Below are 24,633 nucleotides of genomic sequence, written 5' to 3'. Positions count from 1 at the left end.
ACATGACGACAATTGCTTTGAAAGTTGAAGTACCTGTGGCTTGCTTTCGCCAATCTCGTGCCAGAGAGTATGTTGAAACTTATCCAGTGCCACCACCATCAACAGTGTATGGGATGTTGCTTTCTATGATTGGCGAGATGAATCGTTATAGGCACTGTGGAACTCAGTTAGCAATTGCACTCCTCTCTGAACCTAAAAAATCTACAGTAATTCGGAAGTTTCACCGATTCAAAAAACTGGATATACACGATCCTAGCAACATTAAACCTGATTATCAGGAATTATTGACGAATATCGAATTTGTTGTTTGGATTATTGCAGGTACAGATAAATCAAAACCAACTTTGCCAGAACGTCTACATTTTGCATTGACTAACCCTGCTTCTATCAATCGTTTTGGTGGACTGTGCTTGGGAGAGAGCCGCGATCTAGTTAATTCTGTTAGCTTCTTTTCTGAAAAATATGAAGGCGAGTCGTTTGAGTGGTTAGTTCAAAATGAAGAGGGTTTGCTAACTCTACCTTATTGGGTTGACCACGTTGGGTCACAGGGAACACGATGGCAGCGTTATATGCTGCAAAAATCCTTGGGGAGGCAACCACCTGAATTATCGTGGACTGTAATCCAGACAGCTTAGATAATATTCATCTCCAATTACATCTCATGTTACCTTGCCCAATACGGAAAAATTTTTCAGAGGTGTATTGTTTCAATTAACAAGAGAGTATGTCAAACATTTTTTGCAAGTATGCCTGTTTGTAGAGTCAGGACAAGAGGATAAAGCATCTGTGTTCCTTGCTAAATGGAGTATTCAGCAGTTTCAAGCTGATTTAAGGAGCTTGCAATCTCTTGAAACACTAACAGGATAAGCTTTTTTAGCTTGAGATAAAGGGTTAAACCATTTCACTGTGTCAATTTCGAGATGTTTTGCGGCAGGTGCTTGTAATCTTACCTGGAGGTAGCTATGAATCAATAAGTTTAGGGATTACCCTGCTTCAATATTAGATTGCCTTTAGGCGTTGATCACACTCAAAGAATCAAAATAAAGGCTCGATACTTGAATGATGCCTCAATATTAGATTGCCTTTAGGCGTTTAAAAACGAAATATTGTGATTAATTTCACTCCTGCTGATTTAGCTTTTCAATATAAGATGTCTTTAGGCGTTTTAGCATAATAATTGTTAGTTTTTCAACAAAGAGCTAACAATTATTGTGCTTTAAAAAAATCTTCAATAGAATTAGCCAAAAATTTGATCAATAAGATATGCATCACACGGTCTATTATTGGATTAAGGTCACAGGCAAGTAGACAATTACTCAAATATTTGTCTGGGTTTTTTATTCTTTTTGGATTAATGGCTTCTAAAAAATCTTGTCCGTAATATGCCAACACTGCGTTATAAAATTCTTGCTCATGAAATATAAATTTATCTTTAGAGAATACGGTTATAAAGTTTTTATTAGTTAAATAGGTCTTATACTGGCTACGAAGCCAGGATAAACCTTGAAAAGTGAAATTATTATTAATCAGCCATTCAATATCATTAGCAAATACTAATAGCTTTTGTAGAGTTTCATCATTGTAAATTGTTGTGCTGGTGTTAAGTGGGCAGTTCTTCTCACTTGGAGTATGATAATGTATTTCTTTAGTTTCTATTGGGACTAAACTATTATTTAAAGGTATTCGATGAATGGGACAAGCAATTACACCAGGGATTTGGTGAAATCTATGCCAATAAGGTTCTCCATACTTTTGTGTATCTTCTTCTATACAGTAAAGACAAAATTTTAAAAATGTTTTTGCTTCTTCTTTATTATTTCGAGGATATTTTAATATTTCAGAAAGGGAAACATTAGCTTTTTGCTCCATATAATTTTTGAGTAGCAATGCTTCCTGTGGAGGTAAAAAACTTGCATAAAATGGGTATAAGGTATGATGATAAATTAAATCATTTATATTTAGCTCGTAGAATAAATGCAAACGTATTTCTCTGACTAAATGATTTAGATTGCAGGGTAAAATGACTCTGTACATTTGATGCGATGCATATCCAAATAATTCCATATCTGATTGCTGAAAGCTTTTGTAAGCGTTTCTAATATGATATCTAGCAATCACACTATATAAAAGTTCGTCAGGATAAATTAGAGGAAAACCATTCAGCATAATTATTACTGAATTTTAGTTATATCATCTGAGATAAATTTATTAAGTGTCTCCAATCCTTCATCCGATTGAGAATTTTCACTTAAATTTTGCTTTTTATTTGTTTTTTTTGCTGCTTGCCGTTTTTTATTAGTTGCTGGTTTTGAACTAGACTTCCTCTGTATGCTTTCTTGGGATTTACTTGTCTTTACTGAATCACCATCCAAAGCAAGAATTTGAGCATTTTTGATTAATGTCAAAATATCGTCATCTTCCTTGCTGGAGTTTACAACTTTTTCCGCATATTCTATAGCTTTATGAAAATCTAACCCTAACTTTTCAGTTCTCAGTAGTTCCGCTGTTATCGCACTTACCTTTGGTAAAATGCTTTCTCTGCCCTGCTGCCTCCGTACCGAGTCACGAATTTCTTGTTGTTGTCTCCCTATTAGTTCAGATATACACTTTTCTCTATAATTTGTGACATATTCATCAAGTAGTGCAATGTCTCTATACTTTTCAATATCTTCTTGCTTTCCTGAACGAATAGCATCCAGCATAGGCTGGACTAAAATCAAGCCTTCTGCGGCAACGTTATTGATCAATTCTACGGTAATCTCTTCTTCACCACCAATCGCTATTGCTTTCCACTGAACCATTTTGTAAAGCTTAATGGTAATATCAATAATCCCCTGACTACAATTATAAAAAGTATCATAAAATTCTTTTTCAAATTTAACAGATGTCTTTGTCCATTGATAAAGCCACAATCCTGTTATAAGGTAATAAAAATCCGTTTTCTTCCAGGAATCATCTTGTTTATTAGTTACTCTAGTTAGTCTATGCCACTCAATACATTCTCCTCCTCTTCGTGCATTTCTAAAATTCCCCATTAGAATCGGCTTGGCTTCTGGTGTCCCAATGCGAATTATAGGTACTCCTATAGTGTTGCTCAAATCAACTAAGTAATTTAATATATCGTTTTCATTTGTTTTTGTATTTGCAAGATTTTGCATTTCATCAATAACTAATACTCCTAAATTAATAGTGTTAGCTACTTGGGCAAGTTCAGCCAGCATATAATCTACAGAGTTTCTTGGGACAGCATATTTTTGGTATTTTTCATCTTTTAAGATTCTGCTTAAAGCAAAAAATATATCGCTACATAATCCCTTCAAAGAGCCAATGGGAGAACAGTCAACTTTGACCCAAACAACCTGATAAATACTATAGTTTGGGTGAACGATTACCTGTGGATAAAGAGAAAGTATACGCTTAATATCTGTTGACTTACCAATCCCTGAAGGGCCGATTAATGTTAAAGCTGAAGCCGATATGCGAAGACTGATATATTTTAATATGTTTCTTCCATCACCGTCTTGCACAGCTTCATTAATTTCTCTTGAACGCTTTGCATATTCTGAAACCAAAGGATTACGGTGTAAATAGCCCCGCATAATTAATGTAGAGACTAAACGATATAATGATACAGTTTTACCTAATGGCTCAAAATAAAAATCAGATAATCTTTCAACACAATGAAACCTATCATGTGCTTCCCATATTATCTCTTCATCAGATAAATCAGGTTCCAAAGTTACTTTGTTAAGAAATTCTTGATTAGAAATAATTTCAGGAAGGGTTTGTATTAAGGGATTTAGATTATATTCTGTATGTTTATGTTCCCTATATCGTGCTATAGCTACTAATCCACCATTAGGCAGGGCTTTCCAATCCCATTCATGATATATTTTAAAATTAACTGCTTCGTCCACGTTTACGCCCCTCCCGATTTTGCTCAAGAATATTACTATAATCTGGTACTAATAACGTGTTAGAATTTGTATCTTCACTTTGTACTTCATCTTTGGAATCGGAAGTAGATTCGCTTTCTGTTCTTTGTAGCTCAAACCCTTCATGTTCTCTTCTTTGATTTTGTTCATTTTTTCTCTTCTGCCCAATTTTAGCTATCTGCTGTGTTTTAGTAATAGTACTATCTTGGTCTAGTTTGAAATTATCTTCAGCAGTATTAACAATATTTTCGATATCTACAGTAACATCAATTTCTTTTTGTAATTCTTCTCCTTGTGTTTCCTGTTTTTCTAAATCTTCTTTAGTAAGCTTATAATCAATGTCATAAAAGCTTTTATTACTGTATATTTCTTCTGGATCTATAAGCGAACACTTTTCAAAGCTTCTACCATCTCGAGAAGGTAAATAAATAAAATTAGGTTTTCTGATATCGTAAGAAACAGTTATAGATTTTTCTTCTTGAGTAAGTAAACCACTTCTTGCTTTCGTAAACCATTGTTCTTTTTCTGCTTTTTCACAAGTGTAGTACAAATAATTACCTTTAAGTTTGAACAAATTATTCAATTTCCCATTTAGTTTGATACCTTGGGAAGTGATAGTTGCCTTGATAATGGGTAACAGATTGAGTTTAACCACATCTTCATCATAAGATTTCAACCTGCCAGAACGATTTGCAATTCCCCATTTCCATAGTTCTGTCGGTATAGGAAGTACATCATCAGCGATCATATCTGTATCTCTTTGATATCTATTATGACGACGATTGTTATGTGAAATAATCAGATTAATAACAATTCCAGTAAAACTATCAATATTTAGTCTGCTTCTAAGACGGTAATCTATTCCTGTCATTTGCTTTAGTTCTTGATCAACAAAACCCGGTATAAATGGTTTAGTTTCATGATGTAAAATATGAAAGCGACTTTCTACTAGCCCCTTCCAATCCCCTCGCTTAGATGCTGCATTTTCAATGCGAATATATAAATTAGGGCTTAATGTATCCTCTGGTGGCATTCCTATTAGTTCACCTCGGTCGCCTAAAATACAATCTCCAAGCTCCTTACAAGGCCATTGCTCCTCAGAAATTTCAATACCATATTCTTTGCAGAATTTAACTTTATCAGTTACTACATTAGCTAGAGCCATCATTGCTCCTATCCAAGATGGGCCTTCCAAACCAACATATACACCTACTATCATCTGGCTAAAAACATCAATAACTACATAGATAACAGGCCTCCCTATTATCCAATTGATGTTATAAACAGAACGTAAATAAAAATCTACTACAGTAGCGTCAATCTGATACCTGGAACCTGGGCCAGGGGTTTCGCTTTTTGACGTTCCTAAAATTGGCCTATGTTTTAAAGCATAAGTCTTAGAGCCTTTTCTAGATATAATACTTGTTTTAACATCCTTTTCAAATTCAATATTATACCAATATTTAAACTGTGTATATGTAGGCTGTTGACTTCTCGGTATTAAATTGAATTTCAATTTTCCGTTCTCAATATAATCTTGATAAGTATAAAAATCTTTTAATGTTAGTTTATATGCTTGATTGAGAGATATATTTTTTTTGTTTTTATAGTAGCTATCTATTCCTATCAAGATGCATCTTCTATCTTCTTCCGTAATATTTATGCCTTCACCAATTTCATTAATGTGTTTATAAGTTCTAGGTTTTCCTCTTTTAGCTTCACTATATGCTTTAGTTTTACCTCTCCCACCACAATTAATATAATCAGGAATTAGAGAATTTTTAGTTTTACCTCTTTGCCAGAATTTTCTTAAGTATCCATAAATGGTTTTAGGAATTAATTTATTGTTCTCTTCTCTTGCGTTATATTTACCGATGGCATCCTGAACTAATGACCCACGAGCTTTTCTCTCATAAATTAATGGTTCCTCTAGAACAAGCTCCGAAATAATATTCCATGCTTTATCTCTAATTACTTTTTCAGTATCCCGTAAATCTTCCTCACGAATTACCCGTGCCCAGGGATCTACTCTTTGTTTAAAAGCTAATCTATTAGAAATTTCTTCTACAATTTCGGAAACTTTCTTTAGTTTTGGTAATCCTTTATTTGTATTAACATCTATTAAAAAAGCAATAGTATAATCTTCATCAATCCAAAGAATTCTTTCTAATACTTTATTCCCTGAATCTGATTCCCATTCAATTAAATCGTTAACATATAGGTTTTCTTCCATTTAATTACCTCCTATGTATTGCTGTATTAATTGTTTTAATAATTGCAATTAATATATTATATTTTAAAAAATAATTTTTTTAATTAATTGAGTTGAAGGAGATTTAAAAATTTGAGTTTCAAACATATCCATAATTACTTCTTTTTTAGCAACTAAATACTTAAACAAGTAAAGCGATGTTCCAAGTTCTATATCATTTTCTTTGTCTAGCCTAGTTGTTATTTTGGTTACAGTACTATCATTATCTCTCAGCATTAATTTTAAAACTTTTGCTAGTTCTAGTAGCTCTGAAATATTCAAATCCCTGGTTGGTTCTAGCCAGTATGCATTGTGAACCCACTCTACATTTTTAGCAAACACTTTTGATATTACTTGCTCTGTAACCAATTGCCATTCAATTCCTTTAGCAGCCCAATAGCGTTGTTCCAATAACAACCTATTGCGAACAGATCGTTTATTTAACTGTTGGTGAGACTTAACTGCACGAGCAACATTGACTTCTTGCCCATGAAGGTTCATCGTAAGCATGAAATCAGTTGTGTAAATATAAGGAACTTTAGTTTTTGGATCTCTGAAGTTTTGCATTCCCTGTTCCTTTGCTATTGTCATAGCCAGTTCTACATCGAACATAGGAAATTGTTCTCTGATATCTAATACTTGATCCCAGAACTCATACATATAAAATGCATATCTTTCGAGGTCTGAGTGGAAATGATGCACTCTACCAGTTTTCCAACCAGGTTCTCTAGCAGACCGGCCACTAGAGGATTGATCTCTTACTGTTAGCCAAGGTTTATACTGTTTGCCAACACCCAGCCCACGTTGATTGTTCAATCTGCGATCAATCGTGCTTAAAGTCCATCCTTTACTCATAAAATAAAGCCCATCTAAAAAAAAGCAATTTCTAATACTTTTCCTTATATCGTAAAGCTTTTAGGCTTATTGTTTAACTTTTTAATTTTGTCACCGCACGAGTAGAGAGCGTCTGAATCACTACTATCGGGACTTAAACATTTTTGAGGCAAAAACAAGCCTCAAATCCATGCAGAGCAAGGAAAATACACCAAAGGCTCAAAAATGCTTGAAACTTAGATATATAAATCAACTAGGCTTAACGACGCCAAACTCCCTCTGCATAGAGGTTTGATGGTTTTTTTCCTGGCTACTTTTTGTCTAAGCCCCATTAGTAGTGTTACTGTTTATTTGCGATCGCTCCAATCCCTAGCTTGTTGATGCTGTTGTTCTATGGGCTGCAATTCTTAAGGCTTTTAAGGTTTATGAGTGCAATTTACTGCGACTTCAAATCCTTCCCATCTCTTACCATCGGTTTTGACAAGGTGGCGGCAGGCAAGTTTTTACTTTCCCTTATAAGGGAAAGCTTTTAGACTTATTATCCAACTTTTAGAATTATTATCCAAGTTGGTTATCTCGTCACAGTTGTTCTATAAGCTGCAATTATTAAGGCTTTTAAGGTTTATGAGTGCAATTTACTGCGACTTAAAATCCTTCCATTTTCCTATCGGTTTTGAAAAAGTGGCGGCAGGCAAGTTTTAATTTTCCCTTATATGGAAAAGCTTTTAGACTTATTATCCAACTTTTTGTTTATTATCCAACTTTTAAAATTATTATCCAACTTTTTTATCTCATCACACCAAAATTCCTACACTAATAGGCAAATCGAAACAGGGGCCTTCTTTGCGCAAATCTGCCGGAGTTAAATTAATTACTATCTTTCGCATCGGAAAGGCAAAGCCAGTATTTTTCAAAGTTGCTTTGACTCTTTCTCTTGACTCTTGAATCGCTGAATCTGGAAGTCCCAAGACAACAATTCCCGGTAATCCCCCTGACACATCGACTTCTACGCCTACTTTGACGGCATCGATGCCCACAATTGATGCACTCCAGACTCTAGCAAGCATTGCTTATATAATAGTAAACCTTTAGGATCTCTAGCAGATGAGTTGGTAAATTGGCATTAGTGAAACCACATAGATGATTTTTCTCAATTACAGCAATTTTCATCCACATTTGATTGTGGTGGTGCGATCGCACTGGCGGCTGCTAATCGTAAACTTACCTTAGAATATCTGCGTCAAGTTTGTGATACTACTTTGTGAATCACCAGCATGGTAGTTTTTATCCTATTTGGTTCCACAGCTTTTAGTTTAGTCTGTCGAGGGTTAAATAGCGATCGCTTTATGTTCGATGTTCTCGCCAATCTCCCCGGTGGTAAAACTGGCTTTTTGGTTGTCAGCATAGCAGTAGTATTTATCCTCGGCTTTTTCGAGATTGCCTTTATTGTCGTATCATTGTTTACACTAGTTGCCCAAAACTTAGGTATTGACTTGATTTGGTATGGTGTAGTTTTGGGAGCAAATTTGCAAGCATCTTTCCTCACACCTCTTTTTGGCTTTGCGCTGTTTTACCTGCGTGGTGTCACCCCACCAGAAGTTACGACAAAGGATATCTATCGCGGTGTAATACCGTTTATTTTGTTGCAACTATTGGTGGTGTTAATTATTGTTTTTCCAGGATTGGTATCAGCTCTAAAGCCTTGGTGAATTATCTAAAATATACTGCTCCTGGTTTTGTTTACAGCAAGGAAAAGGTCATATTGTCTTGCTCTCATAGTATAATGGTATTTTGACCGTCTTGTGTGGCGATCGCGCAATATCAAGAAACGCGATAATGTTTAAAAAGTCAGATTCCCCAGTAGTATCAAAGCTGAACTGACTCGCACAAAGATGCTCTACGCTAAAGTAGACACGCTCTCAGTTTGCGTCGGGTGCAGTGATTTGTTAGACCGACGTTTGATCGGAAGTTTTACAACTTTACGCCCATGAGCAATCTGTTTCTTTCGTAGATCGTTAAAGATTGCGTTCAGGTCATAGTTAAATGAGCTAGCGTATTCCTCTCTGTACTTGTGAATTTCCTCTAAAATTTCGTTTTTATACATAGATTATTCTCCTGTAAAATCGTATCCCATTAACTCATAGGGTGTACAGATGACTGGTAATTCATATCCAAGTTCAGAGCTAATTTGTGATAGCTTTCTCTGGATTTGGGCGTTTGCCATATGCTTACAGTTCCATGTTAACAGGTAGTCTAAACCGTAAACTGTTGCTAATGAGATATGCAAAGCATCATTAGAGGCTTTTGGTGGTAGGTTGCTTTGTTGCAAAAACTCTTGTGCAAGCTCTATCGCTTCTTCTGTGAGATCGAGAAACGTTAAGGACTCTAACAAATTCAGCCTTTGATCCGCGATCGCTGCATCTCCCCTAGCCGCTTCATCTTCTACAATCTCAGAAGCATAAAGGACAAAAGAACCGCGACGAATATTCCACCAATCTTGCGTGATTTTCATGTTTGCTGCCAGAATCAAGTTATCTGTCGATCTGGCAGTCAAGTATCCCAAAATACTAGTTTCAATATAGACGGTTTCGCTCAGAGAAATCTCTAGAATTTATTTATCCCTCATCCTACAGCGTTTAATTCTCCTTCTGAGGGTCTTGGATTTTCTTCTGTCAACCCAATCTATAAGATCAGCGATCGCTCAGTGGCAAAACTACCATAACCTTATAATAAAGAGGGGATTTACCAGCTTGGCTACAGGAAACTAGACTAGCAGCAGTTGCAGTGGCGATCGCAGCTGTGTTAAAAACCTCTCGCCGTTTCATAATTGTTTGTGATTTAAATTGCGAAAAATTTAGGCTGATAGAGAATATTTATCAGGTTTTTAGCAATTTTTTAGCTTTGGGTACTAAATTAAACACGATAGGGACGCATAACTATGCGTCCCTATCTTGTAATCTAGTTTTAGATGGTGAAATTTTAGCTTGTTATTACCGCCAGTGTTGGGGTATTTTCAAGTTTTCCGGTAGGATTGTTGTGCGATCGCCAATTGCTTGTTCAATCTGCTGTGATTCTACATTTTCCGAGCCGCTCAAGTTGGCTCCACAGAGGTTAGCTTCTTGAAAATTAGCTTCTTGGAGGTTAGCTGTACTAAGTAATGCACTTTCTAGATTAGCGCCAGCAAGTTTTGCCCCTTGCAAGTTACTGCCAATCAAGTTTGTATCTTGGAGATTGCTACCCTCAAAGTTAACTTCTTCTAAGTTGGCATCACAAAGGATTGCTCCTTCCAAGTTGGCATCACAAAGAACTGCTCCTTCCAAGTTGGCATCACAAAGAACTGCCCCTTCCAAGTTGGCATCGTAAAGGATGGCTTGGGAAAGGTTCGCTTTTCTAAGAACTGCGCCTTGGAGATTGGCTTCTGGGAGGATTGCTTTTTGCAGGTTGGCTTCATAAAAGATTGAGCCACAAAGACAGGTAACAGATAAGTCTGCTTCAGAAAGGTTTACTTTGGTAAAATTGACCCATTGCAAGTTAGCTCCGACAAAAATTGCTTTAGAGAGGTTAGCATCTGTTAAGTCTGCCTTGCTAAGGTCTGTATTGCGTAAATCAAGTTTCTGATTGACTGGATCTTTAGATGAATCGCGTCTGCCAATGACAGTTAAGGCTGTTTGAATATCTGTAGGAAGTTTTGATGATTGTAGTGACTCATCCTCATATTCCCTATTTACTGGGGCATTCTCGCGGATAAAAGCAGCAAGGATTTCCATGATTGTCCAATGATCTTTCGGGGAATCTTTGGCAATTCGTTCTAAAGCATAAATTGCCGCAAATCGCGTTTCAATCTTTTCATTTCCCAGTTGTTCAATCGCTTTAGAAAAACGTTCAGAAACAATTTCTTGGGGAGTTAGTTGTGTCTGATTGATACAATTTACGATATTGTTATCCCAAGCTACTGTTCCAGTTAGTAGTTGCGTTAACAAGCTGTGATTCTCATCTAGAGAGAGTTTAGAGGTATAGTAAGCATTAAGAATTAATGCCAATCCCCCAATAATTATGGCAATTGTTGTTAATGCTTGAGAGATGTATTCAATTTTTTCTTGATTTGAAAATCCTTGAATACTTTCAAAAAATAATATAATTAGAGTGAATGATAAAATAAATATAACCGAGACAAATGCCAACAAAGTCGTGAGTCCATTGGTCTTTATGAAAGACATGTCATAAGTCTTCATATCCGACTCCTTACGGAAATAAATTTAGGTTGATTCTAAGAGTATCCGTAAAGTTATGATAGAGTACAAACACGGATAAAATTGGCGAACTATTAAATCCACTATATAAAAATTATCTATATAACAATCCCGAATCATTTGTGAGGAACAAGACCCTTGACTTTCTAGAGAAGCCAGGGAGGTGATTATTCACGAATGATTAGATATCTGATGAAATTAAATATGCTGTATCCAGAAACCTTGTAGAGACTTAGTACTGCTACATCTCTACACTCTTTTTCACTCAGATTTATTTGATAAAATTTTCAGGTATTTAGCCCACGATCCAGACAGGGAATGAAAAGTAGTGTAGTTCAATTACTTGAAAAATACTGTCAATAGGGTGATATAAATTTTTGACAAGAGAATAAACTTTTTATATCAACACGCTGTTGGGGCACAACATTTTTCTGTATTACCCGGAGTATTCCAGACAATTAAAAAGACCATATTACTTGTGAAGAATAGTTTAAAATCTGTAACCTGAAGCCAGTTCAATTACTCAGATCGATCGCCAATCCTAACTTAAGTAGATTGGACTAAGTTAGAAATCGCCACGAGCAATTCCTCTGGTGCTACAGGCTTAACGATGTGCTGTTGAAATCCTGCTCTTAGTGCGTACTGCTGATTGATTTCGCCTGCATAAGCAGTCAGAGCGATCGCAGGTATCTTTTTTCCCCCGACTTTTGCTTCTAGAGTTCGCACTTGTTGCATCAGCATATAGCCGTTCATTTCTGGCATTCCAATATCGCTGAGTAAGATATCTGGCTTTGACTGGGTTAGCGCTTGTAATGCTTCATCTCCTGATGCTACTGCGGTGACGATCGCGCCAAACTGTTCCAGTACAAAACTAAAAAAGTCGCGGGTATCATCATTGTCATCCACAACCAGCACTTGTAAACCCATCAGGGGAGAGGAGGGAAAAGCGGTAGTTGAGGAATCAGTATTTGTGTCATTTTCGCTCGTCGTACTGTCTTCGATCAACGGCAACCTAACTGTGAAAATCGCTCCTTTGTCCTCACCAGGACTTTTTGCCCCAACCGTTCCGCCGTGCATCTCAATTAAGTGACGAGCGATCGCTAAACCTAACCCTAATCCACCAAACCTTCTAGTTGTTGTACTGTCACCCTGACGGAAATAGTCAAATACATGAGGTAAAAAATTAGGATCAATGCCCTTACCTGTATCGCTGACGGTAATCTGCGCTTGAGCGTCGATGCGCTCCAATCGCACATTTATTTTTCCCTTAGTCTCAGTAAACTTGACAGCATTCGATAAAAGATTCCAGAAAACTTGCTGTAAGCGGGCTGGATCGCCCAAAACTTTCCCCACATTTGGATCGAGCATCGTCTCAATCTGAATAGTTTTAGCCTCTACTGCTAAATGCACTGTTTCCATTGCGGCTTCAATGGTGGATACCAGATCGACTGGGATCGTGTTGAGGCTAAGTTTGCCTTGGAGGATGCGAGAAACATCTAGTAAGTCTTCAATTAGTTGAGCTTGTAATTTGGCATTGCGCTCAATAGTTTTCAGTGCTTTGTTGAGTCCTGCCTCATCAAATTTCCGGCTCTGCAATAGTTTTGCCCAACCAAGAATCGGATTCAAGGGCGATCGCAATTCATGAGAAAGTACTGCCAAAAACTCATCTTTGATTCGGTTAGCAGCCTCAGCTTCCGCCCTAGCTGTTTGCTCAAGTTGCAAAAGGCGATCGCGTTCTGATTCGCTGCGTTTGCGATCGGTGATATCAGTTAGCATGGCGATCGCACCCAAGCACTCACCTCGTTCGTTCAAAATCGCTCTGGCAGAAATCAGTGTCCAGATGTACGAACCATCTTGGCAACGCAATCGCCCTTCTTTGAGATCGCTCCCTTCTCCTTTGAACCACTCCAGTTTTGCTTCATCGGCGATATCATCAGCCAGATCCATAAAATCAAATATAGAACGACCGAGTATTTCTGCTGCCGGATAACCCAACATCTGAGATATCCGCTGATTCACAAACTCTGTTCGAGTTTTGGAGTCAATCATCCAGATTCCTTCATAAGAGGTATCAACAATTCGGCGATACTTGGCTTCACTCTTTTGTAAAGACTCCTCTGCTTGCTTGCGCTTACGCCGCTCCTTAGCTTCCCGCAATGCGCGTTGCACCGAGGGAACTAACCGCCCTAGTCGTTGCTTTAATACATAATCGGTTGCACCGTTCTTCAAAGCTTCGATCGCTAATTCTTCACCCAGCACGGCAGAGACAAAAATAAAAGGAATCTCAGGACAAAGATTCCGGGCAATTTCCAAGGCAGAAATTCCATCAAAAGAGGGCAAGGCATAATCGGCAAGAATTAAATCGAAAGTTTCTGTTTCTAAGGCAGCTAAGAAATCAGCACCGGTTTCGACTCGGATCAGTTCGCAATTAATTCCCCCTTCGGTTAATATCATTTGAGCAAGCTCTGCATCTAACAGGCTGTCTTCCAAAAGGAGAAAACGGAGAACATTCATCAGTTGCTCTCCTTTTGAAGATGAGGAGCCGGAGGTAAAGCCCCAACTGGAGGCTGATTGATCACTGCCCAAAACAAGCCAACACCTTTAATAGAATCGGCAAAATCACGGTAATCTACTGGTTTGACAATATAAGCATTGACCCCTAACTCGTAGCAGCGAACTAGGTCAGGCTCTTCGCGAGAAGAAGTCAGTACCACCACTGGAATTACTCGCATTACTGGGTCAGATTTGAGTTGTGCCAGCACTTCTAGTCCATCAACTTTAGGCAGTTTCAAATCGAGCAACACTACAACAGGATACCCTTCCATTCGCAACCGGAACAACCCCCGGCGATAAAGATAATCTAGTGCTTCTTCGCCATCACGTACCACCACTACTTCATTGGCGAGATGGTTTTCTGACAAGGCGGCTAGGATTAACTCTGCATCGTTGGCACTGTCTTCAATTAGCAAAATTCGCTTCAGTTCTTTCATTCACTCTCCTTGTTGGACAATTTAGGCAGCGAGAAATAAAAAGTGGCGCCACTGTCAACTACAGCCTCTGCCCAAACTCGACCATTATGCCGATGAATAATGCGTTGCACGTTTGCCAATCCAACACCAGTGCCTTCAAATTGTGGGTCGCTATGCAGGCGTTGAAATACTCCAAATAGCTTGTGGACATATTGCATATTAAAGCCTACGCCGTTATCTTGTACAAAAAAGATAACTTCGTTTTCGTTGTCAATACTGCCAACAGTAATTTCTGCTGGGTTTCGAGTCTGGCTATATTTTACGGCATTGCCTATCAAGTTGCGAAGCACCAGTCGCAGCATGGAGGGATCGCCCTGCGCTTCTGGTAATGGGTCTATGTGCCAATGGATTGTCCGTCCTGAAGTTTCTGCAATTAAATCGCGTTTTACCTCATGTACCAATTCCTCCATATTTAAGTTGATGTAGCGCATTTCGGTGCGCCCCATCCGAGAAAATGTCAGCAATTCATCGATCAGTATCCCTGCCTGTTTGGCAGTGTCGGCAATTATTTTCAAATAGCGCTGACTTGTTTGATCTAGGCTTGTTGAGCTATGGCGCTTCTGAAGCAATTCGACAAATCCGGCGATGTGGCGCAGTGGTGCCCGTAAGTCGTGAGAAACTGAGTAAGAGAAGGATTCGAGTTCTTTATTAGCGGCTTCGAGTTGGGCAGTGCGCTCTTGAATTCGCTGCTCTAGCATTTCGTTGAGTTGTTGCAGGGCGGCTTCGGCAACTTTGCGATCGTGAATGTCGCTGGCGATGCCCACCCATTTGATAATCTGTCCGCTTGGATCTCGAAATGGTAAACCCCGGACAATATGCCAACGATAGCTACCATCAGAAACTTGACGAAAGCGAATTTCTATTTCGTAGCTGGTGGCGTTAGCAACAGCCTGCATCGAACTTTTAAAGACGCGATCGCGGTCATCGGCGTGAATGGCATAAATCCAGCCATAGCCTGTAGTCTGCTCCATTGTCAGTCCGGTGAAATCCAACCAGTGTTGATTGCAATAGGTAATACCACCATCGCGATTGCCCATCCAAATAGCTTGCGGTGACACCTCCGTTAAAATTCGGTATCGCTCCTCGCTGTCACGTAGCGCTTTTTCTGCTAACTTGCGATCGTGGATATCAACACAAGAGCCGATATAGCCGAGAAATTCTCCTGTTGGTGTCAAGCGTGGCACACCAGTATCCAAAAGCCAACGGTATTCGCCATCAAAGCGTCTGAGGCGATATTCCATTGTAAATTTTTGTCGGGCATCAAAGGCATTGATGTATGTATCTAAGCAACGCTGAAAATCATCGGGATGTACACCTTCAGCCCACCCATTGCCCATCTCTTGCTCCAGAGTCCGCCCGGTAAAATCTAGCCAGAATTTATTAAAGTAGTTACAAAGTGTGTCAGTGCCGGACATCCACACCAGTATGGGAGTGGTGTCTGCCATCTGACGAAAGCGCGATTCACTTTCGCGTAACGCTGCTTCTGCTTGGTTGCGATCGCGTAGTGCAGCTTGCTGTTCGCTGATGTCAGTGACCAACGCCGCATACCCTTCAACAATTCCCTGTCTATTAAACTGGGGAACGTAAATGGCATTAATGTAACGCGTGCCACCATCTTTATAAGGAACTTGACTTTCAAATGTTACCTGCTCTCCTGCCAGTACTTGTTCCACATAAGGACGAAGCACTTCATAAGCGGATTCACCCAAAACTTGCCAAAGATGCTTTCCATAAACTTCTGCCGTTGAATGCCCAAACCAATCTTGATAGGCTCGGTTGTTGAAGCGGTAGCGTTGTTCTGAATCTACAAAGGTAATCAGAACTGGCAGCGTATCTGTAATTAAACGAAGTTCTGTTTCTCGTTGGCGCAGTGCTTCTTCTATGAGCTTACGGTTGGTGATATCGCGCCAACAATCTATTGCACCAATAATCTCACCTTGGGAATCTCGAATTGGTACGACATTGGCGATCGCTGTAATTGTAGTACCATCTGGACGTTCAATGATACATTCTTCATCGCGGATCGTTTCACCATAGCGCGTTGCACGATATAAAGGTAGTTGCTCTAAGGTGAGGGGCGTTACACCATCAGCCAAGAATAGACTGTAAAGCTGAACATAAGATTCAGAAGACATACCAATGAGAGATTCATTCGGTCTGCCCAAAAGTTTTTGCGCGAGTTTGCTGTTAGCGATAATTGGGAAATCAGGGGGGCCACCAGCGATCGTAATTCCCTCTGGGACGTGTTCTAGAAGCATTTGCAAAATGCTCTGGGCTTCTTCTGCTTGGCGGGAGCGATGCTGGGCTTCTGCTTGGGCTTGTTTGCGTTCGCTTAAGTCAAGTACAAAACCAATGATTGTCCGATCTCCCTGTTTAGCAAAACCAACTAGAACGGGAACTAAAGAGCCGTCTTTGCGGATGTATTCCTGCTCAAAGGGCTTACAACTCCCAGTTATTGTTAGTTCTTGAATTGCTCGCTCGCTTACCTCAATATATTGGAGTGGAACGATCTCGCCCCAGCGGATACGACCAGAGCGCAAATCCTCATGGGTATAATTGAGCATTTTGAGAAAGGCATCATTGGCTTCAACGATTAAGCCGTTCAGATTAGCCACAATCATCCCAATAATATTGGACTCGGTTAAGCGACTAAACCGAGCTTCACTTTCGTATAGTGACTTCAGGCTTGCCTCTACTTGCCGTTGGGCTGCGCGGCGTGATTCGTTAAGCCAGCTGATTAATCCTGCTGTCAGGATGAACACTACCAAGGGAACTAGAATATTCAGATTTGTAATGTTCTGCGCATCGAGTGGCTTAAAAAAGAAGTAATTGACTGCAAAAGTAGACAAAAGGGTAGCAAGTAACCCTGGCCCCAAGCCACCGTACCAGGCACTCACCATCACCGCAGCAAAAAATAGTGCCGCAGGCGTTGGCATGAGATATGGATGGAGTAGCAGAGTTGCCAATAGTGCTAAGGCAACGGATAGAAAAGCAACACCATAATGCAGCAGTTTCTCCCGGATGAATGCGCCCTTGTCTCTACCGCCAGCAAAGATTGTTTGAGATTCAGATGCCCTTGCCTTACGACTCATAACCCTACTCTGCTTCTGGAAAATACTGAGTTAGCAGTCTTTTGCCAGGTTCACCCATCTTCCGTAACATTTCTTCTATTAGTTTTAGCGCTATCAGTGAAGGGACTGTATGCCCATTCTCCCAACGGTTGACTGTTTTGAAAGAAACTCCGACTTTAGCAGCAAACTGTTTCTGAGAAAGATTGAGCTGCTGACGAAGTTCCCGAATTAAATCTAAAATTTCCAGCTGCTTTGTTAGAGACATCTCTGTGTTTTATCCCCATAGGATAATTAGCGTAGGACAGATGTCTTATTCATTGTCTCTTACTCAGGGAATATTTTCTCTGTTTCCGTCTCTAACTGAACCGTTTGAGTTCAAAGGTTCAACGGTGAAGCTCAGAGGTTCGGCGATGAAGCTCAAAGGCTCAACGATGAAGCTCAAAGGTTCAACGATGAAGCTAAAAGGTTCAACGATGAAGCTAAAAGGCTCAACGATGAAGCTAAAAGGTTCAACGATGAAGCTCAAAGGCTCAACGATGAAGCTCAAAGGCTCAACGATGAAGCTCAAAGGCTCAACGATGAAGCTAAAAGGTTCAAGTTTCAGTATCTAAGGGTGAGAGGATGAATGAACAAGTATTTTTCATCACATCAAAGCCTCGGAAACCTAACCCCCCTAGCCCCTCTTCCCTACTCTACAGTGTACACACAAGTCGAATTACCCCCCTCAATCCCCCCAATGCATTGGGGGGAAGCCGGAAATCTAATTCCCTCCCCAATACATACGGGGAGGGTTAGGGTGGGGTAAAACCCTGGTTAATCAGCTATTTCAGACTTGTGTGTACACCGTAGCTTCCCTACTAGGGAATGGAGGTTTCAAAGCCTCTCTCCACTTGCCTAACGGCAGGTTGACGCCAACGGGGAGAGGAATGGAAGTGGGGTTTATAGTATACTTTACGACTTTTCAAACATCCTCTGAAACTTGAGCTTTCCAATGTTCGGGTAGTTGAAGATTTTTTGGTGATTTTTACGGAGAATTTTGGTAAAAACTATGGCACTAAGTGAAAACGGTAGAATACGCCCAAATAACTAATGATGCTGCGATCGCTTAACTCGATTGCCGCCAATGTGTAGGTGCTTCGATATAATCAGGTAGGCGAGTGGTGCGATCGCCAACTGCCTCTCTAATCTGATGCAACTCTAAATTTTTTGCTCCTGTCAAAATTGTCCCTTCCAATTTGACATCATTGAGATTAGCTTGTGAAAAGTTAGCTCCCATGAGGTTTGCCTGAGTCAGGTTAGCTTGATAAAAAGTTGCCCTATACAGGTTTGCTCCAATTAGATTAGCCTGATATAAGTCAGCTTCCGTTAAGCTAGCTTCTGAGAGGTTGGCAAAATAGACTTCTGTTTGGTGGAGTTTGGCTGCATTCAAATTAGCCCCAGAAAGGTTAGCTCCATTCAGATTTGCCCCACAAAGATTAGCACCAATCAAACCCGTTTGCTGCAAGTTGGCTTTACCCAATTTTGCTCCTTGTAAATTAGCTAAAAACAACTTTGCTCCAGAGAGATTAGCAGCTTTTAAGGTCGCTTGTTGCAAATTAGCTTTATAAAGGTTCGCCCCTTGTAAATTAGCTGCACGCAGACTTGCACCAGAGAGGTTGGCTGAACGCAGGTTAGCTCCAGAGAGGTTAGTACGATTCAGGTTAGCCCAATAAAGGTTGGCTCCATATAAACTAGCTTTTATTAATTTTGTTTCATAGAGAATCGACCTAATGAGTTTAGCGCCGCTAAGGTCACATCCACTCAAGTCAGCCCCACGCAGGTCAGCCCCACTCAAGTCAGCCCCACGCAGGTCTGCTTGTTGCAGGTTGGTTTTTAGTAGGTCTGCTTGTCTAATATCGGTGTTACGTAAATCAAGTTTTTGATCTTTTGGGTCTTCGAGTAAATTACGCCTGCCGATAACAGTTAGAGCTGCTTGAATATCGGTGCGTATTTTGGGAAATTCTTCATGGAGATTTTGCTCTAACTGCGGTGTCGGACGCGACCCACTTCTACGCCGACTTGAGTAAATTGCTCCTTGATATTCCGGCTTTTGTTGCTCGCCTTTTAGGTGCTGGATGGGTGCATTCTCTCGCACAAAGGCAGTGAGAATTTCCATAATTGTCCAGTGTTCTTGAGGAAAATCCTGAGCAACCCTTTCTAAAGCATAAATTGCACCTGTTCGAGTTTCCACCTTTTCATGGCCAAGCTGGGCAATTGCGCCCATAAAGCGCTCTGCAATCAATCTATCTTGATTGAGTTTGGCATTTTGCAAGCCAATTTCTAAGTTTTTCTCAGATGCGATCGCACTCTTGTGCATCGCTTGGGCACGCCTTGCTGCATAATAAGTATTAAACATTGCTGTCGATGCCAGAAAAACTATTGCAGTAGTTGTTAAAGCTTGGTTTCTAAACTGGATTTTTTCTTGAATTGACAATTCTTTAATATTGGACAAGGCAAAGAAAATTACAGTCAACGAACAGCCAAATATAGCTGTTAAAGTTATCAACCAATTCAAAAGAGCGTCTGTCTTTTTAGAAGACATGGTAAAAATTTTCCTTACAACCTAGAATTATTACTTAGATGTTGAGGAAAAATAGTATAGCATTTAGCAGAAATTTATAATAGGTGTCAAAACACTTATTGAACTAGGGAATTATATCTAATATAATTTTACGTCACACATCAAGAAACGCTTGCGCTACAAAAATTACGAATTACGCTGAAAATAGAGAATGAGAAGAGACGCAATTAATCACGGCTCTACTAAAGAGTAGGGAAAAATTTTTCATTGACTTGCATTCTTCTCTTTAATCCCCTCTTTAATAAGGGTAGGGAAGACAAAGCGTGGTTTTGCTGGGGTGGAGTTTTTAGCGTTTAATAAGCAATCAAGCGGATATGATATTACTCAGAGAATTTGGTTTCTCTGAGGTTTGCTTCATCAAGTATGGTGTCATAAAGAATTGCTCCATGCAAGCTAGCTAGATATAAACTGGCACGATGCAGGTTAGCTTTAGAAAGATTAGCTTTCTCTAGATTAGCTGCACTGAGGATTGCTCCTTCTAAGTTCGCTAGATATAAATTAGCTCCTTCTAGATTAGCTGCACTAAGTATTGCCCCCGCTAGATTTGCTTTTCTAAGATTAGCCCCAGCTAGATTAGCTTGATAGAGATTTATCTGTTGGAGATTCGCCCCTTTCAAGTTTGCTCCTCTGATATCCGTGAAGCTCAAATCAAGTTGCTCATTTACTGGGTCTTTGTTTGCATCTCTTCTGGCGATAACAGTCAGCGCGGCTTGAATATCTAAACGAATTTTTGTTGACACGTGGCTCGTTACTTCCTCTTGGGGTATATAAGGAGCATTTTTTCGTACAAAACTAGTAAGAATATCTACAATCGTCCAATGGTACTGTGGATAGGTATAAGCAATTTGTTCTAAATCATTGATTACAGCTAGACTGATTTCTAGAGTGTTATTTTCTAGCTGTTGGCTTGCTATTCTGAAGCGTCGTTTTAGCGACTGATGCTGATTTTGTTTAACTTGTTTCTGGAAAACAGGTATCCGCAGGAATATTTGGGATAGCTGGATGTGACTTTTTGATAAAATCTTTTTCATGGCAATAAAAATATTAATAAATAATGGAAAAAATCTCAAAATCTAATTTTTATGGAATAAATTATTTACAGTTCTCCTTTTTCCATACATATTTACTACTGAAATTTATTTATGGAAACTACAAAATGGAAAATATAACTTCCTCCTTAAGTAGACATTTCCAATAATCAGTTGTATTCACTAGTCTTTAGTCTTCACGGACAATTAACTCTGGTCATGATAATTTTGATTTATTTATAATCATTGATTAACTAAAAATGACTATTAAACCTCAGCAAAATATACAATCAATAGTTAAAAATATGGTGTTAATTGGTGGCGGTCACAGCCATGCTATTGTTATAAAAATGTTCGGTATCAAACCGTTAACAGGAGTACGCTTGATACTGATTACCACAGCATCAGAGACAGCCTACTCTGGGATGTTACCAGGACATATTGCCGGATTTTACAGCCACAATGAATGCCATATTGACTTGCAACCCTTGGCGAACTTTGCTCAAGTACAATTGTATATTGACACAGTAGTTGCCCTTGACTTAAAAAACAACAAAGTTCTTTGTGATAACGGACTTGCGGTAGATTTTGATATGCTGTCTATTGATATTGGCAGCACTCCGGCCATACTGTCTGTATCAGGTGCGGCAGAATATGCGATCGCAGCTAAACCAGTATCGCAGTTATTAGAACATTGGTATGAACTAATTGAAACCGTAGGTAAAAATCCTCAAGAACCAATTAGGATTGCGATCGTAGGTGGTGGCGCTGGTGGTGTAGAATTAGCGCTATCGATGCAATCTCGTTTACATCGGATTTTGGATGAAACTCAACAACCTATTCAAAACCTAGAAATTCATTTATTCCAGCGTGGACAAGAACTGATGCCCAATTATCATCAATCAGTACGGCATCAACTTCAGCACATTTTAACTTACCGAGGTATTAAGTTACATCTGGGGGAATCTGTGTGTAAAATTGCACCTAAAACCCATAATGAAGCTAAAGAAGTATTTGAAATTAAATGTGAATCTGGTTTGACAGTAGAGTTCAATAAGATTTTTTGGGTAACACAAGCATCAGCACCCGAATGGTTAAAAAATGCTGGACTAGCAACTGATGAGCAAGGTTTTATTTTGGTAGAAGACACGTTGCAATCTCAAACGCACCCGCAGGTATTTGCTGCTGGTGACATTGCCACAATGGTAAATCATCCGCGTCCGAAAGCTGGGGTATTTGCTGTTAGACAAGGTAAACCTTTGTTTGAGAATTTGCAGCGAATTTTATTAGGCAAGCCACTCAAACCTTATAAGCCACAGAAACAATATTTGAGTTTAATTGGTACAGGGGACAAACGAGCGATCGCAACCAGAGGCATCTTCACTTTACCACCCCACAAACTCTTGTGGCATTACAAAGATTGGATTGACCGCCGTTTTATGGAACGCTTTCGCTTTGAAGAAACAAAGGAGTAGAAAGTGGGGAAGAAGCAGGGGACTGGAGGGAGAATAAAATTACCTCTTCCCCCTCTGCCTCTTTCCAATGACAAATGATATCATGTTCGCATAATTAGTTATGATTTCCACAGTCATTGCACCCCACCCCTTAATCCCCTCCCCGCTTGCGGGGAGGGGAGACGAAGCGTAGCTTTGGCGGGGTGGGGTTCTTCAGATTTAATAAGTAATCAAGCGAACATGATATGACAAATGACAAATCCCCTCATCTAAGCTGTTCAATTAGCTCAATAATTTGTTGATAATACTGAATATTCCCTTCTTGGTAATATAAGTCTGCGGATTTCTGAAAATCTTTAATTGCTCCCTGAGAGTCTCCCAAATTCCGGTAGACATCTGCCCGAAGAATGTAAGCTGAAGCCCAATTAGGCTGACGCTGTAAGGCTTGGTTTAAGTCTGCAACCGCTCCTGGTAAGTCTCCCAACAGAGAACGGCTACGGCCCCGATTGTACCAGTCTTCGGCAAAGCTGGGGTCGATCGCGATCGCTCGACTGTAATCTTCTATTGCCCCTTGATAATCTTCTAGGGCATAGCGAGCATTAGCGCGATCGCTATAAAATGCAGCAGATTGGGGATTTATTTGCAAAGCTTGGGTGTAATCTGCGATCGCACTTTCATAAGCTTCTAAAGCATAATGAGTGGAACCTCGGTTGTAATATGCTTCAATTAAATCAGGATTAATTTTTAATGCTTGGTTATAATCTGCGATCGCTCCTTGTTCATCTCCTAAAAGACGACGAGCATTTCCTCGATTGCAATACGCTTGAGAAAAATCAGGAACAAGCTCTATGGCTTGAGTGTTATCATCAATTGCTCCCTGTAAATCTTGCAGGGCTTCACGAGCAATACTCCGACCATAATAAGCTGCGGCTAAGTTATCATTAATTTGCAATGCTCGATCGTAATCTTTAATTGCGCCTTTATAATCTCCTATAGAACGACGAGCCGCCGCGCGATCGCAATATCCTTCTGCTAAATTAGGATTGAGTTGTAATAGGCGATTACTATCTTCAATTGCACCTTGATAATCTCCCAATCGCCGACGAGCATTAGCGCGAAAGCCATATACTAAAGCTAGAGTCGGATTTTCTTGTAATGCTTGGTCATAATCTGCGATCGCACCCTGATAGTCTTCAAGAGTACTACGAACCAGACCTCGCTCACAATAAGCTTGCACATCATCAGGATTCAGCTTTAATGCTTGGTTAAAATCTTCAATTGCTTCATGATAGTTTTTGAGGTGAGCAAGCACCAAACCCCGATTATAGTACGCTCCGGCAAAGTTGGGATTGATTTTTAGGGCGCGGTTGTAATCTGCGATCGCACTTTGATAATCTGCTAAAGCGTAGTGAGCATTACCTCGGTTATGATAAGCTTCCGCCAAATTAGGATCTAATTTTAATGCTTGATTATGGTCAGCGATCGCTTCTTGATAATTGCCTAAAATATGGTGGATGTTACCGCGATTGCTGTAAGCTGCGGCAAAATGGGGATGCCATTGTAAAGCTTGCTGAAAATCTGCAATTGCTCCTTGACGATCGCCACGTTCAAAACGAGTTACGCCGCGATTATGATAAGCGTTAGCAATATCAATATTGATATTATCAGCTAATTGGGTACTCATTTCGATTGTTTGGATATAATCTGCGATCGCTTTATCGTAGTTTTCCAAAGCAAAGTAGGCATTCCCCCGGCTGTGGTAAGATTGCGCTAGATTGGGATCGATTTGTAATGCGACGTTATGATCTGCGATTGCGCCTTGATAATCGGCTAAAAAGTAACGAGCATTAGCGCGGTTGTAATAGGCTATGGCAAAATTAGGATTAATTTCGATGGCGCGATTAAAGTTAGCGATCGCATTGCGATAATCTTTGAGTTGACCACTTAAAATCAGCCCTAGATTATGGTAAGCTTCGGCATAGTCAGGATTTAACTTGATTGCTTGGGTGTAAGCTGCGATCGCGGCTTGATAGTCTCCTTGCAAATTTTGGTTTAATCCTTGGTTAAAAAAATCTTCTGCATTCATATAACTTTTTTGGCTTTTGACATTCTCTAGCCTAAAACATTGGGATTGTTAACGATATGTTTTTAAAATTATTCC

17 protein-coding genes and 2 pseudogenes are annotated in these 24,633 nt (G+C 39.7%); 4 read left to right on the top strand and 15 right to left on the bottom strand.

The window, feature by feature from the left end; translation table 11 throughout:
• Window positions 1–2: 2 nt before the first annotated feature.
• Window positions 3–635 (top strand): type I-MYXAN CRISPR-associated protein Cas5/Cmx5/DevS, encoded by a 633-nt coding sequence (cas5, locus tag RMZ95_RS02775; RefSeq protein WP_322685738.1) that lies wholly within the window; start codon window positions 3–5, stop codon window positions 633–635.
• Window positions 636–1,206: 571 nt separating this feature from the next.
• Here cas5 and RMZ95_RS02770 read toward each other — a convergent pair.
• The 5 genes and pseudogenes from RMZ95_RS02770 to RMZ95_RS02750 form a co-directional block, all read right to left on the bottom strand.
• On the bottom strand, window positions 1,207–2,166 hold the full coding sequence (locus RMZ95_RS02770; RefSeq protein WP_322685739.1) for a TnsD family Tn7-like transposition protein: 960 nt from the start codon (window positions 2,164–2,166) through the stop codon (window positions 1,207–1,209).
• Window positions 2,167–2,171: 5 nt separating this feature from the next.
• Complete coding sequence (locus RMZ95_RS02765; protein ID WP_322685740.1) at window positions 2,172–3,917, bottom strand: ATP-binding protein; 1,746 nt, start codon at window positions 3,915–3,917, stop codon at window positions 2,172–2,174.
• A complete protein-coding gene (locus tag RMZ95_RS02760) occupies window positions 3,901–6,168 on the bottom strand; it encodes a DNA-binding protein (protein ID WP_322685741.1) in 2,268 nt (755 codons plus the stop codon). Before RMZ95_RS02760 ends, RMZ95_RS02765 begins: the two co-directional genes overlap by 17 nt.
• A gap of 63 nt (window positions 6,169–6,231) precedes the next feature.
• On the bottom strand, window positions 6,232–7,041 hold the full coding sequence (locus tag RMZ95_RS02755) for a TnsA endonuclease C-terminal domain-containing protein (RefSeq protein WP_322685742.1): 810 nt from the start codon (window positions 7,039–7,041) through the stop codon (window positions 6,232–6,234).
• Between the two features lie 779 nt (window positions 7,042–7,820).
• Window positions 7,821–8,087 (bottom strand): annotated as a pseudogene (locus RMZ95_RS02750) (magnesium chelatase domain-containing protein); the annotation flags it as partial.
• A 114-nt stretch (window positions 8,088–8,201) separates the two neighbouring features.
• On the opposite strand from RMZ95_RS02750, the pseudogene RMZ95_RS02745 reads away from it, so the two are divergent.
• Window positions 8,202–8,729, top strand: a pseudogene (locus RMZ95_RS02745) (TRAP transporter large permease subunit); the annotation flags it as partial.
• 398 nt (window positions 8,730–9,127) lie between these two features.
• On the opposite strand, the gene RMZ95_RS02740 reads toward RMZ95_RS02745, so the two are convergent.
• The 7 genes from RMZ95_RS02740 to RMZ95_RS02710 form a co-directional block, all read right to left on the bottom strand.
• A complete protein-coding gene (locus RMZ95_RS02740) occupies window positions 9,128–9,616 on the bottom strand; it encodes a type II toxin-antitoxin system VapC family toxin (protein ID WP_322685797.1) in 489 nt (162 codons plus the stop codon).
• A gap of 94 nt (window positions 9,617–9,710) precedes the next feature.
• Complete coding sequence (locus RMZ95_RS02735; protein WP_322685743.1) at window positions 9,711–9,845, bottom strand: hypothetical protein; 135 nt, start codon at window positions 9,843–9,845, stop codon at window positions 9,711–9,713.
• Window positions 9,846–10,010: 165 nt separating this feature from the next.
• Window positions 10,011–11,237 carry a pentapeptide repeat-containing protein gene (locus RMZ95_RS02730; RefSeq protein ID WP_322685744.1) on the bottom strand — a complete coding sequence of 409 codons (1,227 nt, stop codon included), beginning with the start codon at window positions 11,235–11,237 and terminating at the stop codon, window positions 10,011–10,013.
• Window positions 11,238–11,816: 579 nt separating this feature from the next.
• Window positions 11,817–13,784: a response regulator gene (locus tag RMZ95_RS02725; RefSeq protein ID WP_322685745.1), complete on the bottom strand. Its 1,968-nt coding sequence runs from the start codon at window positions 13,782–13,784 to the stop codon at window positions 11,817–11,819.
• A complete protein-coding gene (locus RMZ95_RS02720) occupies window positions 13,784–14,260 on the bottom strand; it encodes a response regulator (RefSeq protein ID WP_322685746.1) in 477 nt (158 codons plus the stop codon). Before RMZ95_RS02720 ends, RMZ95_RS02725 begins: the two co-directional genes overlap by 1 nt.
• Window positions 14,257–17,391, bottom strand: coding sequence for a PAS domain S-box protein (locus tag RMZ95_RS02715; RefSeq protein WP_322685747.1), 3,135 nt, complete (start codon window positions 17,389–17,391; stop codon window positions 14,257–14,259). The genes RMZ95_RS02720 and RMZ95_RS02715 overlap by 4 nt, the downstream gene beginning before the upstream one ends.
• Window positions 17,392–17,395: 4 nt before the next feature.
• Window positions 17,396–17,635: a helix-turn-helix transcriptional regulator gene (locus tag RMZ95_RS02710; RefSeq protein ID WP_322685748.1), complete on the bottom strand. Its 240-nt coding sequence runs from the start codon at window positions 17,633–17,635 to the stop codon at window positions 17,396–17,398.
• Window positions 17,636–17,675: 40 nt separating this feature from the next.
• On the opposite strand from RMZ95_RS02710, the gene RMZ95_RS02705 reads away from it, so the two are divergent.
• The gene (locus tag RMZ95_RS02705; RefSeq protein ID WP_322685749.1) at window positions 17,676–17,981 is read left to right on the top strand and encodes a hypothetical protein; all 306 of its coding nucleotides are present in this window, start codon (window positions 17,676–17,678) and stop codon (window positions 17,979–17,981) included.
• A 494-nt stretch (window positions 17,982–18,475) separates the two neighbouring features.
• On the opposite strand, the gene RMZ95_RS02700 is transcribed toward RMZ95_RS02705, so the two are convergent.
• Window positions 18,476–19,951 carry a pentapeptide repeat-containing protein gene (locus tag RMZ95_RS02700; RefSeq protein WP_322685750.1) on the bottom strand — a complete coding sequence of 492 codons (1,476 nt, stop codon included), beginning with the start codon at window positions 19,949–19,951 and terminating at the stop codon, window positions 18,476–18,478.
• Window positions 19,952–20,310: 359 nt separating this feature from the next.
• Window positions 20,311–21,021, bottom strand: a complete 711-nt coding sequence (locus RMZ95_RS02695) for a pentapeptide repeat-containing protein (RefSeq protein WP_322685751.1) — start codon at window positions 21,019–21,021, stop codon at window positions 20,311–20,313.
• A 257-nt stretch (window positions 21,022–21,278) separates the two neighbouring features.
• On the opposite strand from RMZ95_RS02695, the gene RMZ95_RS02690 reads away from it, so the two are divergent.
• A complete protein-coding gene (locus RMZ95_RS02690) occupies window positions 21,279–22,493 on the top strand; it encodes an FAD-dependent oxidoreductase (RefSeq protein WP_322685752.1) in 1,215 nt (404 codons plus the stop codon).
• A 244-nt stretch (window positions 22,494–22,737) separates the two neighbouring features.
• On the opposite strand, the gene RMZ95_RS02685 is transcribed toward RMZ95_RS02690, so the two are convergent.
• Window positions 22,738–24,558 (bottom strand): tetratricopeptide repeat protein, encoded by a 1,821-nt coding sequence (locus RMZ95_RS02685; RefSeq protein WP_322685753.1) that lies wholly within the window; start codon window positions 24,556–24,558, stop codon window positions 22,738–22,740.
• Window positions 24,559–24,633 lie beyond the last annotated feature (75 nt).

Origin of the sequence: Nostoc sp. DedQUE07, assembly GCF_034530975.2 — a bacterium.
Lineage (GTDB): Bacteria > Cyanobacteriota > Cyanobacteriia > Cyanobacteriales > Nostocaceae > Nostoc.
The sequence above is the reverse complement of the archived record's forward strand: the minus strand, read 5'-3'. Positions and strand labels throughout refer to the sequence as shown.